The following is a 12,801-nucleotide window of genomic DNA, read 5'->3' as shown; positions in this document are numbered from 1 at the left end:
TCCGCAGAAGGCCGCGCTGACATGACGAAGCCCCCGCCTCTCTGTTGCCAGAGGCGGGGGCTTCGTCGTACGTGAGATCAGGTCTGGCACTGCGACGTCGCGGCGCTGCTCCAGTTTGACCAGGCGCCTCCGGCCGGCCGGACGTGGACGCGGATGGTGATTTTTGCGTTGACCGGGCCGCAGATGCGGGTTGCGGAGCCGATCTCGACGGGGCCGGTCGTGGAACGGCGCTGAACGACCGTGCGGCCGTTGCCGAGTTTCGTCCAGCTACTGGAGCCCTGGACGTTCATGAACGCCTCGTAGTCGACGTAGGAGGCGTGGGCGCGGGAGTTGGTGATGACGGCGTGCGCCTTGATATCGCGCCACCAGATCTTCCCGTCCTTGAACCGCTCGGCGCTGATGCAGCCTTGTGCGCCGATGTTCTGGGTGGAGACGGCGCCGCCGCAGGCGATGGCGGCGGCGTGGGCGTCGGCGGGTACGGCGAGGGTGGTCAGCAGGGCGGCTCCTGCCGCTGCGGCGAGGCGTTTCATGTGCATCGTGCGGTCCTCTCGGTCAGGTGTGTGCCGGCAGCCATCATGCCGAAATACCGGCGGCTGAGGTTCAGTTCGCGGATGCCCGTCACCAGCCGGTGACGTCTTCACCGAGGAGTCGCTGGCACACCTGCCACAGCATCCCCGCGCGAGACGCCTTGACCAGAACCTTGTCGCCGGGGCGCAGGAGCTTTTCCAGGAACTGCGCGGCGGTTTCGTTGTCGGCGACGATCGCGGTGTCCACCCCGGCTCCGGCGGCGGCGAGGGCGAGCTGTTTCGCGAGATCGCCACCGACCGCGACGACCAGGTCCACGCCACCCAGAGTGACCAACCAGGGCTGTCCAAGCTGGAATACGCGACAGCTCAACATGCGGGCCTACCAGTCTCAACTACTCACACCCGGTGCCGGACCAGGTGGTGGAGTTCGTGCGCCGGGTCCGGCTCGGCGAAGTGGCGCCAGGGCTCTGTGAACGTCCCGGTGCGGCCTCGCTCCCAGCCCGTCGATCATCACTGTTGTTTCCCCAAAGGCTTGTTACCCCAGAGGGCTTTGCGATACAAAGTACCCGCGACGCTGCGGGGGAGGAGCACATGGACGGCAAGCAAAAGGGCGAATCTGCCCCGGATCAGGCTCTGAATCTCGACGAGACGCTGGCCCTGATCTCCGCCGAAGACCAGTACGTCAGGCGGCGCGTTCACGCCGATCCCACTGTGCTGTTCACGGTATGGGGAGCCGCCTGGCTCATCGGATTCGGTGCGGCGTATCTGGCGCACGGCCCGAAGCCGGTGATCCCCGGCTGGCTCGGTGCGGCGGTGCCCGCCGTGCTGCTCGCCGCGGCATGGATCTTGTCGATCGGTTACGCGCTCCGGGTCGGCCGGGGAGTCAGCGGGCCGTCCCGCACCGTTGCCGCCATGTACGGATGGAGTTGGACCCTGGGGTTCGGCTGCCTGGCCGTGGTCAACACCACGCTGATCCGCCACGGGCTGACCTCGGACAACGCGGCCATGCTGTGGTCAGCCTCGGCGCTGCTGCTGGTCGGTGTGCTGTATCTGGCCGGAGGCATGGTGTGGCAGGACAAGGTGCAGTACGGCTTGGGGGCGTGGAGCATGGTCTGCGCGGCCGGTGCGGTATTCGCCGGAGTCCCCGGAAACTTCCTGGTCCAGTCCCTGGCGGGCGGGGGCGGCTTCCTCGCTCTGGCCGGCTACCACCGTTTCCGCAGGACCGCCTACTCCGGGCCCCCCGCATGATTCCCGAGCTCGATCCGGTCATCCACGCCCAGGCCCGACTACGGGTCACCATCGCGCTGGCTGCCCTGGCCCCCGACGACCGGATCACCTTCCCCCGGCTGCAGAAACTGCTGGGCATGACCCCCGGAAACCTCTCCACCCATCTGCGCAAGCTTGAGGACGCCAGCTACGTGGAGATCGACAAGACCTTCACCCGGCGCTCCCCCGTCACCCACGTCGCGCTGACCCCTTCCGGCCGCGCCGCCTTCGAGACGTACACCGCCACGCTGCGCTCGCTGCTCGGCCCCTGAACATCGGTGCACACCGGCTTCCCCACCAGCAGCTCGCAGGCATCAGCCCATGCGCGCCCACCGGCCAAGGCCGGTTCTACCTCAAGGAGTACGCGACCATGACCTCCATCGCCGCCGACCGGCCCGCCACCGTACGCACCCGCGCCGAACTGAGAGGACGCGCGACCGGCAGCGGCATCCTCGCTTTCTTCGCCGTCGGCTGGACCGGCTGCGGCATATCGGCCCTCCCCTCCACGGTCGGCCTTGCCCTCCTCGCCGTCGCCGGCCTGACCTCGGTCACCGTCGCGGCTCTCGCGATCCGGAACGCCCGCCGAGCGGCAACCGCCCCCGAGGGAGGCGAATCGGCCCGGGGCAAGGCCACCGGGCGCCGTTTCGGGCTCGTCGTCACCGCCGAGTGGATCGGCATCTTCGTCGCGGTCCGCATCCTGGGGGCCTTCGGATACACCGAGCTGATCCCCGCCGCCATCGCCCTCGCAGTCGGTGTTCACTTCTTTCCCCTGGCCCGCCTGTTCGGCGTGCCCGCCTACCACCTCACCGGTACCGCGCTCTGCCTGATCGCTCTTGCCACCGCCCTGCTGGTGCCCCTGACCGGGACCGACGCCCTCGGGACGACGCTGCCCGGCTTCGGCTCGGCCCTCGTCCTTTACGCAACCTGCGCCCACCTCCTGCGCACCCACACCACCCGCTGACCTGGATAGGCACACCTCACCCGGCGAAGCCCAAGAGGCAACCAACGCTCCAGACACACCCCGGGCCGCCGGCGCGCGGGGTGCTGGTCCGCGAATGGTCCGGACGAAGTCGCCCGCCACCGGAGACAGCATCACCGTGGTACCGAAACCCGTCGTGGTGGTCAGCCCCGGTACCGTCCGGGACAGGCCCAAGTCCGGCTTGGCGACAGTGGTTGCGGTGTGACGGTCCGGCTGTTTCAGCACTGCGTTCTCACCACTGACCTCCGAGGATCCCCGGCGGCACTGGCCCGGAACCCTCAGTCGGTCCAGCCCGGCTCCCAGTTCCCGGGGCCCCGGAAGTTGGCGAGAAGGGGGAAAGCGGCTCCCACGGATCGTCGCACTTGTAGTTTCTCGGCACTACCGAAAGCCTACTCATCAGTCGGCTCTGGGCAGCCCTGATTTCCGGCCGCATCATGTGATGCGGCCACATGAGAGCGGGCCGGCGGCGAGCCGGCACCGCCACGCCGACGCGTCTGGAGGGGCCACGATGTCCGCCATGACGACCGGGTCGGCCGCTCGCGCTCCACGGGCTGCGGCCTTCGCAGCCGTGTGCGTGACGACGACGGCGCTGGGGCACGCGCTGATGGCCGGCAGGGTGCCGTGGTGGGCGCTCGGCGCCGCATTCCTCGGAACGAGCGCGGCGGCGTACTGCCTGACCGGACGGGAACGCGGGGCGCTGGTCGTCATGGGCGCCACCGTCGCCGCGCAACTCGGATTGCACTCGCTGTTCGGGCTGGCTCAGGCAACGACGTCGGCATCGTTAACGGCGTCGGCGCCCGGGACCCCGGCGGTCGCACCCATGGTGCCCTCGACACCGATGGACGCCATGGCCGGTATGGACATGAGTCCTATGGGCCATACAGGTCAGATGAGCGGTGCCGGGCAGGGGGCGCCGGGAATGTTCCTCGCCCATCTGCTGGCCGCCCTCGTATGCGGTCTGTGGTTGTGGCGCGGCGAGGCCGCCGTCTTCCGGCTTGCCCGCAGCCTGGCCGGTCTGCTGTTCGCGCCCCTGCTGTTGGCGCTGGCGACGCAGGGCCGGGCCGGACTGCGGCTGCCCGCACGCCCGTTGGCCGACGCGCCTGTGCTGAGGCTGCGTGCGGAGCTGCTGCACGACATCGTTTCCCGCAGGGGTCCACCGGGGACTTCTCCCCTCCGTTTCTGACCGCTCGTCGCCACCGTTCGACGCTCCTTTCCGATCTCGCCGGCCAACTTCCGGCTGCGGTTCCGGGATCGTCGATCCGGTGACGAGCGGAGGACCGGCGCGCCAACGCCCCCTGCCGCAGTAAGCGGGCCATAGGCGCGACCCCCACGCCGGTTCCTTGCCTCCGCGGCATTCGGCCTGGCCACCATTCCTCGGCCGGGCACGTCCGAAACGCCGCTCACCGACGGGGGTTCCGCCACGTCAGGCACGGTCGGACCCTCGCAGGCTCCTAAGGACACTTTGCGATGACCCCTGCCCTTGAAGAGGCGGCCCGCGCGCCGCGGACCGCGGAAAACGACGCGGAAGTAACGGAGTTGGCGCTGGCCGCCCGCAGTGGGGAACCCGATGCGGTCGAGCGCTTCATACGGGCCACCCACCACGACGTATGGCGCTTCGTGGCCCACCAGAGCCACGATGTGCACGGCGCCGACGACCTCGCCCAGGAGACCTATCTGCGGGCACTGACCAGCCTCCCCCGATTCGCCGGGCGCTCGTGCGCGCGCACCTGGCTCCTGTCGATCGCCCGCCGGGTGGTGATCGACCGCTACCGCTCGGCCGCGGCCCGTCCCCGTATCGCCGCCGTCGACGACTGGCAGGCGGTGGCGGAGCGAATCCAGCCGAGCGGGCTGCCGGGCTTCACCGAAGGCGTCGCGCTCCGCGAGCTGCTCGACGCTCTGGACGCCACCCGCCGCGAGGCGTTCATCCTCACCCAGCTGCTCGGCCTCCCCTATGCGGACGCCGCGGCCGTAGTGGGCTGCCCCGTCGGCACGGTCCGTTCCCGCGTGGCCCGCGCCCGCGCCGAACTCGCCTGTTGGCTGAGCGCGGCGGAGAAGGGCGTGGGGCGTGCACAGATAGTTGCGGCGTAACCGGTTCCGGTTTCCTGTCCGTGAGGCCGGCACCTCACTGGGCCGGGCGGCGGAATTCTGCCGCCCGGCTATCTGTCGCCTGCCCCATCTCCCTTTGCGCGCAGCCCTGTCGGATGTCAGTGGCGGTTTCTATGGTGGAGAGATGGCAAATGCGGTATGGCACACCGGATATGGCATAGAGATCAATCTGTCACTGCCTGACCTCGGTCATCCGGGGCGTCCCGATCTGCTGCGGGAGATCGTCGCGAGCATCGCCGACCGCGACCCCCAGCTGCTCGAATGCCTCGCACACCACGACGGGCGCGAGTGTTTGTCGGAATCGGGCGGGAAGTCGCCGTGGATGTTCATCCGTCGAGGCCGTTTCGGGGGCCGCCGGCCGCTTGTCGCCTCGCACCTACCGATCACGCACAAGGCGACCCCGGCCGAGAGCGCGCAGCACAAGGCCACAAAGGAGCGGGTCGTCGAGACCGCCTCGCGGTACGGCCTGGAGGCCGAGGCCGAGGCGCCCATGGCCAACCGGCGGAGCATCTCGGATGCTCTCGTCACCGGCCCGGGAGGTATACGCGTCGGGTGGGAGGTCCAGTACCACCATCTCGGCCCCAGCAGCGTGCACCGCAGGTCCGTCAATGCCGTGGCGCACGGCATCACGCCCCTGTGGGTGGCGAAGGACCGTACGGCTTCGCTGATCGACCGGGCACCCTGGGCTCGCGTGGACGACATGCCCTGGAAGGACATCGCCGGCGGCAAGGAGATGGTGATCCGCGGCGGGTACCGGCACCTTCAGGTCTGGAAGTGCGTGCCCAGCAGCCACCGCCACTGCCCGGACACGGAAGGCGCCGGCCACTGTGGCGCTATGCACGCCGAGTGGTTCCTGCCCGCGCTGTGTCATCCGGAGAAGAAGGCGGTGCATCTGGAAGACCTCGTGCTGCAGAGCGCGACGGGCGACAGCGTGCCCGTCTACGTACCCAACCGCGGCGGCGGCCGGGCCGGACGGCACATGTGGGTGCCGGTGGCTGACTGCGAGCTCTGGGAGGAGCTGGTAGGAGAGGCGGAGCCCCTCCCCGACGCTCCGGCCCAGGAGGGCGCCGACGAAATCACCTTCGCCGAGGATGAGATCGACAGGCAGTGCCGGGCCGGAGAGGAAGGCCGGTTCGTCAGCGATGCCCGGCCCGTTCGTGATCTGGACCGGCCGACCGGTGGCCTCACCCTCCCTCGGATGCCGCTGCGGCGGGCGCGCAACCCGGTGCTGATCACCTCCGTCGAGCGGGCCGCGGCCTCCGCCGCCCTGGGCTGCCCGCCCTGGGAACTGGGGCCGTGCGCCGAGTGCGGGCAGCTGATGCGCCGGTACGGGAGGAACGCGGCCATGTTCTGTGGTGTGTGCCGCGCTGCGCTCAACGGCCGGTGACCGGCGACGGCCCACCGCGGGAGGGCGGCCCGCCGTGCGCACGACGCGAAGGTCACCCGCACTGTCGCCCTGATCATGCTGATCCTGGGCGTCGCCATGCCGCTCGCCGGGCTGTCCGTGCTGCTCATCCTGCTGCTGGACCGGCTCGTCATTCGCCGGAGCGCCCGGCTGCGCCGCTTCTTCGGCTGAGCGGCGGCCACCCGGGCTTCCAGTCGGAGCGCGTGCGATGCATGCCCCGGCCGGAAGCCCGGATCCGGGCTCCGTCCCCGAAGCGGGCTATGACATCGACGGTCATGACGCGCCCTGACCTGATCTCTCCGCCCATCACACACGACCGACGACGGCACCGTCACGGACGCCATCTCGGAGATCACCGGGACCAAGGGCAAGATTGCGCCCGGCCAGTACAAGGACTTCTCCGTAGCTTTCGGCGCGCTGCCGGACGACACCGATCACTTGGTGTTCAAGGCCCCCGTCGGCTACCAAGTCGGCCACCCTGTCCACCAGCGACTCGACCGCGCGCGGCATCGGCGCCGCCGGTCTCGCCGCCGGGGCCCTGGATCTGATCACGGCCGGTGTCGCGATCGTCCACAGCCGCACCCCCTGCCGCTGACCGCACACCGCCGGGCGTGCATCACCCTCCTCGTCAACAAAGTCGGGAACTGGGGGACCGGGCCGCCCGACTAATGAGGCGTGGATTCCGGCACGAGGCACAAGAGGCATCTGGAAGTGGCCACCGGTACGGCCCTGGGTATGCGGCTGCGGGGTGTGGTGTGCCGGCATGGGCGGGTGGAGGCGGTGGGGGGTGTCGATCTCGATGTCGCGGCCGGTGAACGGATCGCGTTGACGGGGACGAACGGGTCGGGGAAGACGACCTTGCTGCGGGCAGTGCTCGGGCTGCACCGGCAGACGTCGGGGGAGATCCTGGTCGGTGGGCGGGGCAGCCGTACCGCTGCCGAGTGGGCGTGGCGGCGGCGGGCGTGTGCGTGGATTCCGCAGCGTCCGGCTGCCGGGCGCTTTCCTCTGCTGGCACGTGAGTTGCTGGCGAGCAGTGGTGCTCCGGCAGAGGCCGCTGGTGCCGCTGAACGGCTCGGGGTGGGGGGCCTGGCGGAACGGCCGCTGGGGAGTTTGTCGGGTGGGCAGTTGCAGCGGATGCATCTGGCGCGGGCGGTGGGCTGTGTCGCGGCGGGCGGCGGGGTGGTGCTCGCCGACGAGCCGACCGCCGCATTGGATTTCGACGGCCAGGAGGAGGCCGCTCAGGTGCTCACCGGGCTGCCGGTGACGTTGCTGGTGGTGACCCACGACCGGGCGATGGCCGCGCGGTGCGACCGTGTTCTGGAGATGGCGGCGGGCCGGCTGCGGGAGGTGCGGTGAGTGTGTTCGGGCAGGTGGGGGACCTGCTGCAACTAGTGCCCGTACAGCGGGCGGCGGCCGGGCTGGTGCTTGCCGCGCTGGGACTGCCGGTCGTCGGTGTGGTGATCGTCGGGCTGGACATCATGCCGGTCCGGTTCGCGATGATGCATGTCGCACTGCTGGGGATCGCGGTCGGCCAGCTTGCCGGCCTGGACCCCGTGTTGTGTGCGCTGCTGGCCTGTGCGCTGGCGGGTGCGGGGGTGGCGCCGCTGGCCCGTACGGCCGATGGACTGTCGGGGGCGATGGGCCTGCTGATGAGCCTGGCGATCGCGGCGGCGCTGCTGATGCTGGCGCTGTCCGGGGTGAACGCCAACGGGGCCTTCGCCCTGTTGTGGGGATCCATCCTGGCCGTGCGGCCGGTCGACCTCGTGGTGCTCGGGGTGCTGGCTGTGGCGGTGCCGGCGTTGTTCATCTGGCGGCGCCGGGATCTGGCGCTGCTGCTGCACGACCGGGAGTTGGCGCTGTGCTCGGGCGTTGCGGTGCCGCGGCTGACGGTGCTGCTGCTGGTCATCGTCGCGGTGGCGGTGGCGGGTGCCATCCGCCTGACCGGTGCGTTGTTGGTGGACGCGCTGACCTTGCTGCCCGCGCTCGCCGCCCGCCGCCTCGGCCACTCGCTGGTGTCGATCACCGCATGGGCGATCGGTATCGGTGCGGTGGTCAACATCGTTGGCTTTCTGATCTCGCTGGCCTGGGACCTGCCGCCCGGCCCCATTCTCGTCCTCGCGGCGGGCGCGGTCGCCCTCGCCGCCCATCTGATACCCGAACGGAGAACCACGTCATGGCGCCTGCCCGCCTCCTCGTCCGCTCCCTCGCCGCACTGAGTGCGGGGCTGCTTGTGCTCACCGCCTGCGGCGGCTCCGGTGATTCCGACGGCTCGGGCGACTCCGGTGGCAAGCCCCGGTCGGGTGGCCCGGTCGTCGTGGCCACCTCCTCCTGGGAGGCGGCGCTGGCGAAGGCCGCCGGGGCCAAGAACGTGCAGTACATCGTCCCGGCCTCGATCCGCCACGCACCCGACTACGACCTCAAGCCATCCGACCTGACGAAGGTCGCGGACGCCGACTACGTGCTCTACGCGTCCTTCGAGCCCTTCGCCGGCCGGATCAAGGAGGCGGCCGGTTCGAAGGCGAAGCTGGTCGAGGTGCAACTCGACAACGACCCGGCGGCGACCGAGGCCGGAGTCACCAAGCTGGGCAAGCTGTTCGGCACCGAGCGGGTGGCGACCAAGTGGAACGCGACATTCGCCGCCCAGCGGAAGAAGCTTGCGCAGCAGGTGAAGTCCGCCTGGCCCGGTGGCAAGCGGCCGGTCGTGGTGGCGCAGGCGTTCACCACCTGGGCGGCCGAACTCGCCGGGGCGCAGCTGGCCGGGACCTATGGCCCGGACCAGGTCACCCCGGCTCAGCTGTCGAAGTTGTCGGCGAAGAAGCCGAAGTTCGTCCTCGACAACGAGAACATGTCCACCGGCACCGTGCTGCCGGGCTCCGGGGCCAAGCAGCTCAACATCGTCAACTACCCGGGCGCGGACCTCGATGTGATCGCGGTCTACCGCAAGGCGGCGGAGCAGATGGAGAAGGCGTTCGGCGGTTCCTGAGCGAACAGGGGAGTCGGGGAGGTGGGGTCGCGGTGAGCGGCCCCACCGCCCGTTTGCGCGTCAGCCGGCTTGCTGCAGGACAAGCCCGGCCACCAGCCGCCCGCGCAGCGCGGCACGGTCGGGCTTGCCGGCTGGGGTCAGCGGGAGATCGTCCGCCAACAGCAGAAGTCGTTCCGGGTTCTTGCGCTTCTCCAGACCGCGGGTGTCCAGGTGGGCACACAGGCTCTCAAGGGTGAGTGCGCGCCCTGCCTTTGGTACGACGCAGGCCGCGAGCCGTTCGCCCATGAGCGGGTCAGGAACGCCGATGCACATCACGTCCCGTATGTCCGGGTGCGAGGACAGCTCGCTTTCGACCTCGGCGGGGCTGATGTTGGCTCCGCCGCGTATGACGATGTCCTTCAGCCGGCCGATGACGCGCAGCGTGCCGTCGGCGTCGAGTGTGCCGAGGTCGCCGGTGCGCACCCAGCCGTCGGGCGTGCGGTAGCGACTGTTCAGGTCGGGGTCGCCGACGTAGCACAGCGGGGTCATGGGGCCGCGGGCGATGATTTCGCCTGTGCCGGCGCTCGGGTCGCCGCCGTGGCCGGTATCGATACGGATCTCGCAGACGGCCGGGTCCGGACGGCCGACCGCGATGCCTGGGCCGCGGTCCGCGGGGCTGCCGTCGGCGAGGCCCCAGTGGCAGTGGACGCCGTCCGCGGATCCGTAGAGGTTCACCACGGCGCAGTCGAACGCTCGGGTGGCCTCCGCGCGGGTGGCGTCGTCGAGCGGTGAGCCGCCGAGGACGAGGGCGGTCATGCCGTGCAGCGGGTCCCTTTGGTCCAGCCGTTCCAGCATCATGCGCACCATCGTCGGCACCCCCAGTACGTGGGTCGGCCGATGGCGGCGGATCGCCGTCAGTGCGGCGTCGGGCGAGAAGTGGTCGAGCAGGACGAGGGTGCCGCCGTGCCGGGCGAGGGTGACCGCGGTGCCGCTGCTGCCGAAGGCCGAGGCGAGCGGGACCAGGAACAGGCTGCGGGGCGGCGTGCCGTCCCGCAGCAGAGGAGCCAGGGAGTTGCCGCGGCCGCCCGCGAGAGCATTGTGCGAGTAGGCCACCATTTTCGGTTCGGTCTCGGACCCCGAGGAGACCAGGATGCGGGCGGCGGTGTCGGGGTCGGGGCGCGTGGGGGTGAACGAGGAGGACGTGTCGGCGTCGAGCAGTTCGGCCATCGGCAAGCAGCCCGTGGGAACGGGACCGGGACCCGCCGCGATCACGTTCCGCAGGTCGGGGAGTTCGTCCGCGAGCCCGGCCAGCTCACGCGCGTGCGGCACGCCCCGGTACTCGATGACGGCGATCACCGCACGCGCCCCGGAACGCCCGAGCAGCGACAGCGCCTCCCGCCCGCCCCGCCCGACCGGGAAGGGGAGCGCGACCGCCCCGAGCGCCGCCAGGGCCAGCTCGGCGGTCACCGCGTCGCGGCCATTGGGGAGTTGGATGCCCACCACGTCCCCGGGGCGTACGCCGGTCTCGGCGAGACCGACGGCCAGACATTGGGCCCTGTGGTCCAACTGGGCGTAGGAGAGGGGGCCTTCGCGGTCGATCAGCGCGGTCCGTTCCGGATCGGCGCACCGGTGCGCCCGGAAGAGCGCGTACAGGTCGAGGTCGGGGTAGTGGCCTTCGGCGGCCCAGGCACGCCGCAGCGAGGACGGGACCAGGTCGGGGTACCGGGGGATCGTCACGAAAACCTCCAGGGAGAGGGGACGGTGACGCAGCTGTGGGAGTCGCGGCCGAGCGCACCGTTCAGCCGGGGGTCGGTGAGCAGAGAGGCCAGGTCGGTGGTGACCGGTGTGGCCGCGAGCCCTTGTTTCCGGAGTGCTGCCAGCGCTTGCTGATTCGTCAGCTTCGCGAGCGCGGTTCGTTGATCGCGTGCGGCGGCTGCCGAGTCGTCCGTCGCGGCGATCCATCCGTCGGCGGTCGGCAGGGGACGTCGAAAGCCTGCGGGGCGTCGCCGGTGTCCGGCGGCCGCGATGAGCGTTTCGGCGGCGCCGAGCAGGGAGGACTCCACCCGTACGCCGTGGCCGGAGCGTTCGCGCAGCAGCAGTCCGGCCAGGATCGCCTCGGCCCCGAGCAGGCCGCCGAGCACGTCGATGAGGGTCATGAGGGAGGGAGCGGCGGGTTCGTCGAGGGGACGTACCGCCTCGCCGATGCCCGTGCGGGCCTGCACCATGAAGTCGGTGCCGATGGGAGCGCCGGGGAGCCGGCCCGCCCAGCCGCTGGTGTAGGCGTGGACCAGTCCGGGGTTCGCGGCCTGGAAGGCGGCGGCGTCCAGGCCGAGCTGCTCGGCCTTGCCCGGAGCCCAGTTGTGCAGAAAGACGTCCGCGCCTGAGGCCAGCTCCCGCAGCTCCGCCTGCCCGGCCGCCGACTTGATGTCGATGTCGACGGCCCGCTTGTGCCGGTTCAGGGCGAGCCAGCGGGCCGAGATGTCCGAGCAGCACGGCGGCATGCCGCGCAACGGGTCGCCGCCCGGTGGCTCGATCCGTACGACGTTGGCGCCGAGGAGGCCGAGCAGATGGGCGGCGAGCGGGGCCTGGATGCGGCGGCCCGCCTCCAGAACGGTGAGACCGGCCAACGGGCGGGCCGGGTCCTCCGGAGCGGGGGATACGGGGGGCCGTGTGGTCCAGGGCTTGCCCGTCTCCATGGTCCACGGCGCCGCGGATCCGGGCGTGGCCGTCATGGGGTGCAGCGGGCACACCGCCGCACCCGCAACGGCGGCGGCCTGCCGGATCCGCTCCCACGGGACGCCCCGCGTGGTGGCGTGCAGGGCCTCGGGCAGCGGCGCGCAGGCGGTGGCGTAGCGGAACTGGAAGGGGCGCCACCCGGAACGTATCGCCTCCGGGGGAGCACCCAGTTCACGCCAGAACCCGGCCCACGTGCCGGGCTCCAGCGCCTCCAGCTCGAAGCGTGTGCCGTCGGACGCGGTGAACGGCGGGCCACCCGGTGCCATGGGTACGGCCTCGGCCTCCGGCGCGCAGGCGGCGGCGAGGTACTGGGAGACGGACAGCAGCGCGGCCCGGTCGGCTCCGGTGGTCACCCGCTCGGTGCCGCCGCCGCGCGCCTGGCCGACCAGCGCGGCGAGCATGCCCTGGACGGTGAGGACGGAGGCGCAGGTCGCCGCGTAGTCGACGGCGATACCGCGCGGCGCGCCGCCGCGTCTGCCGTGCACGGCCATGACGCCCGTGGCCGCCTGGACGGTCGCCTCGTCGTCGGTGTCGTCCGCATCAGGCAGTACGTCCGCCCATGCAGTCTCGGCGTTGACGGTACCCAGGCCGGGGACAGTGAGGGAGATCCGGGCGGGGCCGGCCTGGGCCTCCCCCTGTTTCATCGTCGCGCCAAGCGCACGGAGGTGGCCGGCCGCGGGTCCCGTGAGCGGGAGAGGGCCCGAGACGTGCACCGTCGCTTCCTCCAAGGGCTGGGTTGCATGGAGCGTGGTGAGGGGTCCCATGGCTCTCCTCTCCTGCGGCGGCCGGGGCTGCCGTCCGGTCCGTACGGAAGTGCGGG

The 12,801-nt window shown here is 71.1% G+C and carries 14 protein-coding genes; 10 read left to right on the top strand and 4 right to left on the bottom strand.

Going from position 1 to position 12,801, the window contains the following annotated elements:
* Positions 1 to 77 precede the first annotated feature (77 nt).
* Together ACIRPT_RS27545 and ACIRPT_RS27540 are read right to left on the bottom strand one after the other, a co-directional pair.
* Positions 78 to 536, bottom strand: coding sequence for a hypothetical protein (locus ACIRPT_RS27545; protein ID WP_403831737.1), 459 nt, complete (start codon positions 534 to 536; stop codon positions 78 to 80).
* An 82-nt stretch (positions 537 to 618) separates the two neighbouring features.
* A complete protein-coding gene (locus ACIRPT_RS27540; RefSeq protein ID WP_399320578.1) occupies positions 619 to 843 on the bottom strand; it encodes a UDP-N-acetylmuramoylalanyl-D-glutamate--2,6-diaminopimelate ligase in 225 nt (74 codons plus the stop codon).
* Between the two features lie 275 nt (positions 844 to 1,118).
* Between ACIRPT_RS27540 and ACIRPT_RS27535 the strand changes: the two genes are divergently transcribed.
* The 10 genes from ACIRPT_RS27535 to ACIRPT_RS27490 all read left to right on the top strand — a co-directional run bounded on the left by ACIRPT_RS27535 (position 1,119) and on the right by ACIRPT_RS27490 (position 9,266).
* On the top strand, positions 1,119 to 1,775 hold the full coding sequence (locus tag ACIRPT_RS27535; RefSeq protein WP_403831733.1) for a hypothetical protein: 657 nt from the start codon (positions 1,119 to 1,121) through the stop codon (positions 1,773 to 1,775).
* Positions 1,772 to 2,065, top strand: a complete 294-nt coding sequence (locus ACIRPT_RS27530) for a transcriptional regulator (protein WP_403831731.1) — start codon at positions 1,772 to 1,774, stop codon at positions 2,063 to 2,065. Before ACIRPT_RS27535 ends, ACIRPT_RS27530 begins: the two co-directional genes overlap by 4 nt.
* Positions 2,066 to 2,163: 98 nt before the next feature.
* Positions 2,164 to 2,754, top strand: a complete 591-nt coding sequence (locus ACIRPT_RS27525; RefSeq protein WP_403831729.1) for a hypothetical protein — start codon at positions 2,164 to 2,166, stop codon at positions 2,752 to 2,754.
* A 535-nt stretch (positions 2,755 to 3,289) separates the two neighbouring features.
* Positions 3,290 to 3,955: a hypothetical protein gene (locus ACIRPT_RS27520; RefSeq protein ID WP_403831726.1), complete on the top strand. Its 666-nt coding sequence runs from the start codon at positions 3,290 to 3,292 to the stop codon at positions 3,953 to 3,955.
* Between the two features lie 284 nt (positions 3,956 to 4,239).
* Positions 4,240 to 4,860, top strand: coding sequence for a sigma-70 family RNA polymerase sigma factor (locus tag ACIRPT_RS27515; RefSeq protein ID WP_403831723.1), 621 nt, complete (start codon positions 4,240 to 4,242; stop codon positions 4,858 to 4,860).
* 142 nt (positions 4,861 to 5,002) lie between these two features.
* The gene (locus tag ACIRPT_RS27510) at positions 5,003 to 6,265 is read left to right on the top strand and encodes a hypothetical protein (RefSeq protein ID WP_403831721.1); all 1,263 of its coding nucleotides are present in this window, start codon (positions 5,003 to 5,005) and stop codon (positions 6,263 to 6,265) included.
* 360 nt (positions 6,266 to 6,625) lie between these two features.
* The gene (locus tag ACIRPT_RS27505; RefSeq protein ID WP_403832009.1) at positions 6,626 to 6,952 is read left to right on the top strand and encodes a hypothetical protein; all 327 of its coding nucleotides are present in this window, start codon (positions 6,626 to 6,628) and stop codon (positions 6,950 to 6,952) included.
* A 66-nt stretch (positions 6,953 to 7,018) separates the two neighbouring features.
* Positions 7,019 to 7,639, top strand: coding sequence for an ATP-binding cassette domain-containing protein (locus ACIRPT_RS27500; protein ID WP_403509980.1), 621 nt, complete (start codon positions 7,019 to 7,021; stop codon positions 7,637 to 7,639).
* The gene (locus ACIRPT_RS27495; RefSeq protein ID WP_403831719.1) at positions 7,636 to 8,499 is read left to right on the top strand and encodes a metal ABC transporter permease; all 864 of its coding nucleotides are present in this window, start codon (positions 7,636 to 7,638) and stop codon (positions 8,497 to 8,499) included. The genes ACIRPT_RS27500 and ACIRPT_RS27495 overlap by 4 nt, the downstream gene beginning before the upstream one ends.
* A complete protein-coding gene (locus ACIRPT_RS27490) occupies positions 8,457 to 9,266 on the top strand; it encodes an ABC transporter substrate-binding protein (protein ID WP_403831716.1) in 810 nt (269 codons plus the stop codon). The genes ACIRPT_RS27495 and ACIRPT_RS27490 overlap by 43 nt, the downstream gene beginning before the upstream one ends.
* Positions 9,267 to 9,326: 60 nt before the next feature.
* Here ACIRPT_RS27490 and ACIRPT_RS27485 read toward each other — a convergent pair whose 3' ends face one another.
* Both ACIRPT_RS27485 and ACIRPT_RS27480 read right to left on the bottom strand, forming a co-directional pair.
* Positions 9,327 to 10,982 (bottom strand): class I adenylate-forming enzyme family protein, encoded by a 1,656-nt coding sequence (locus ACIRPT_RS27485; RefSeq protein WP_403831714.1) that lies wholly within the window; start codon positions 10,980 to 10,982, stop codon positions 9,327 to 9,329.
* Positions 10,979 to 12,745: a CoA transferase gene (locus ACIRPT_RS27480; RefSeq protein ID WP_403831711.1), complete on the bottom strand. Its 1,767-nt coding sequence runs from the start codon at positions 12,743 to 12,745 to the stop codon at positions 10,979 to 10,981. The genes ACIRPT_RS27485 and ACIRPT_RS27480 overlap by 4 nt, the downstream gene beginning before the upstream one ends.
* Between the last annotated feature and the right edge of the window lie 56 nt (positions 12,746 to 12,801).

It is taken from the genome of Streptomyces sp. NPDC101227 (assembly GCF_044767545.1).
Taxonomy (GTDB): Bacteria; Actinomycetota; Actinomycetes; order Streptomycetales; family Streptomycetaceae; genus Streptomyces.
The sequence above is the reverse complement of the archived record's forward strand: the minus strand, read 5'-3'. Positions and strand labels throughout refer to the sequence as shown.

What these genes read in the sequence shown, in the direction of transcription:
- ACIRPT_RS27525 (WP_403831729.1), top strand. Translation starts at nt 2,164, where the DNA reads ATGACCTCCATCGCCGCCGACCGGCCCGCCACCGTACGCACCCGCGCC.
- ACIRPT_RS27545 (WP_403831737.1), bottom strand. Translation starts at nt 536, where the DNA reads ATGCACATGAAACGCCTCGCCGCAGCGGCAGGAGCCGCCCTGCTGACC.
- ACIRPT_RS27535 (WP_403831733.1), top strand. Translation starts at nt 1,119, where the DNA reads ATGGACGGCAAGCAAAAGGGCGAATCTGCCCCGGATCAGGCTCTGAAT.
- ACIRPT_RS27490 (WP_403831716.1), top strand. Translation starts at nt 8,457, where the DNA reads ATGGCGCCTGCCCGCCTCCTCGTCCGCTCCCTCGCCGCACTGAGTGCG.
- ACIRPT_RS27530 (WP_403831731.1), top strand. Translation starts at nt 1,772, where the DNA reads ATGATTCCCGAGCTCGATCCGGTCATCCACGCCCAGGCCCGACTACGG.
- ACIRPT_RS27480 (WP_403831711.1), bottom strand. Translation starts at nt 12,745, where the DNA reads ATGGGACCCCTCACCACGCTCCATGCAACCCAGCCCTTGGAGGAAGCG.
- ACIRPT_RS27510 (WP_403831721.1), top strand. Translation starts at nt 5,003, where the DNA reads ATGGCAAATGCGGTATGGCACACCGGATATGGCATAGAGATCAATCTG.
- ACIRPT_RS27515 (WP_403831723.1), top strand. Translation starts at nt 4,240, where the DNA reads ATGACCCCTGCCCTTGAAGAGGCGGCCCGCGCGCCGCGGACCGCGGAA.
- ACIRPT_RS27520 (WP_403831726.1), top strand. Translation starts at nt 3,290, where the DNA reads ATGACGACCGGGTCGGCCGCTCGCGCTCCACGGGCTGCGGCCTTCGCA.
- ACIRPT_RS27500 (WP_403509980.1), top strand. Translation starts at nt 7,019, where the DNA reads ATGCGGCTGCGGGGTGTGGTGTGCCGGCATGGGCGGGTGGAGGCGGTG.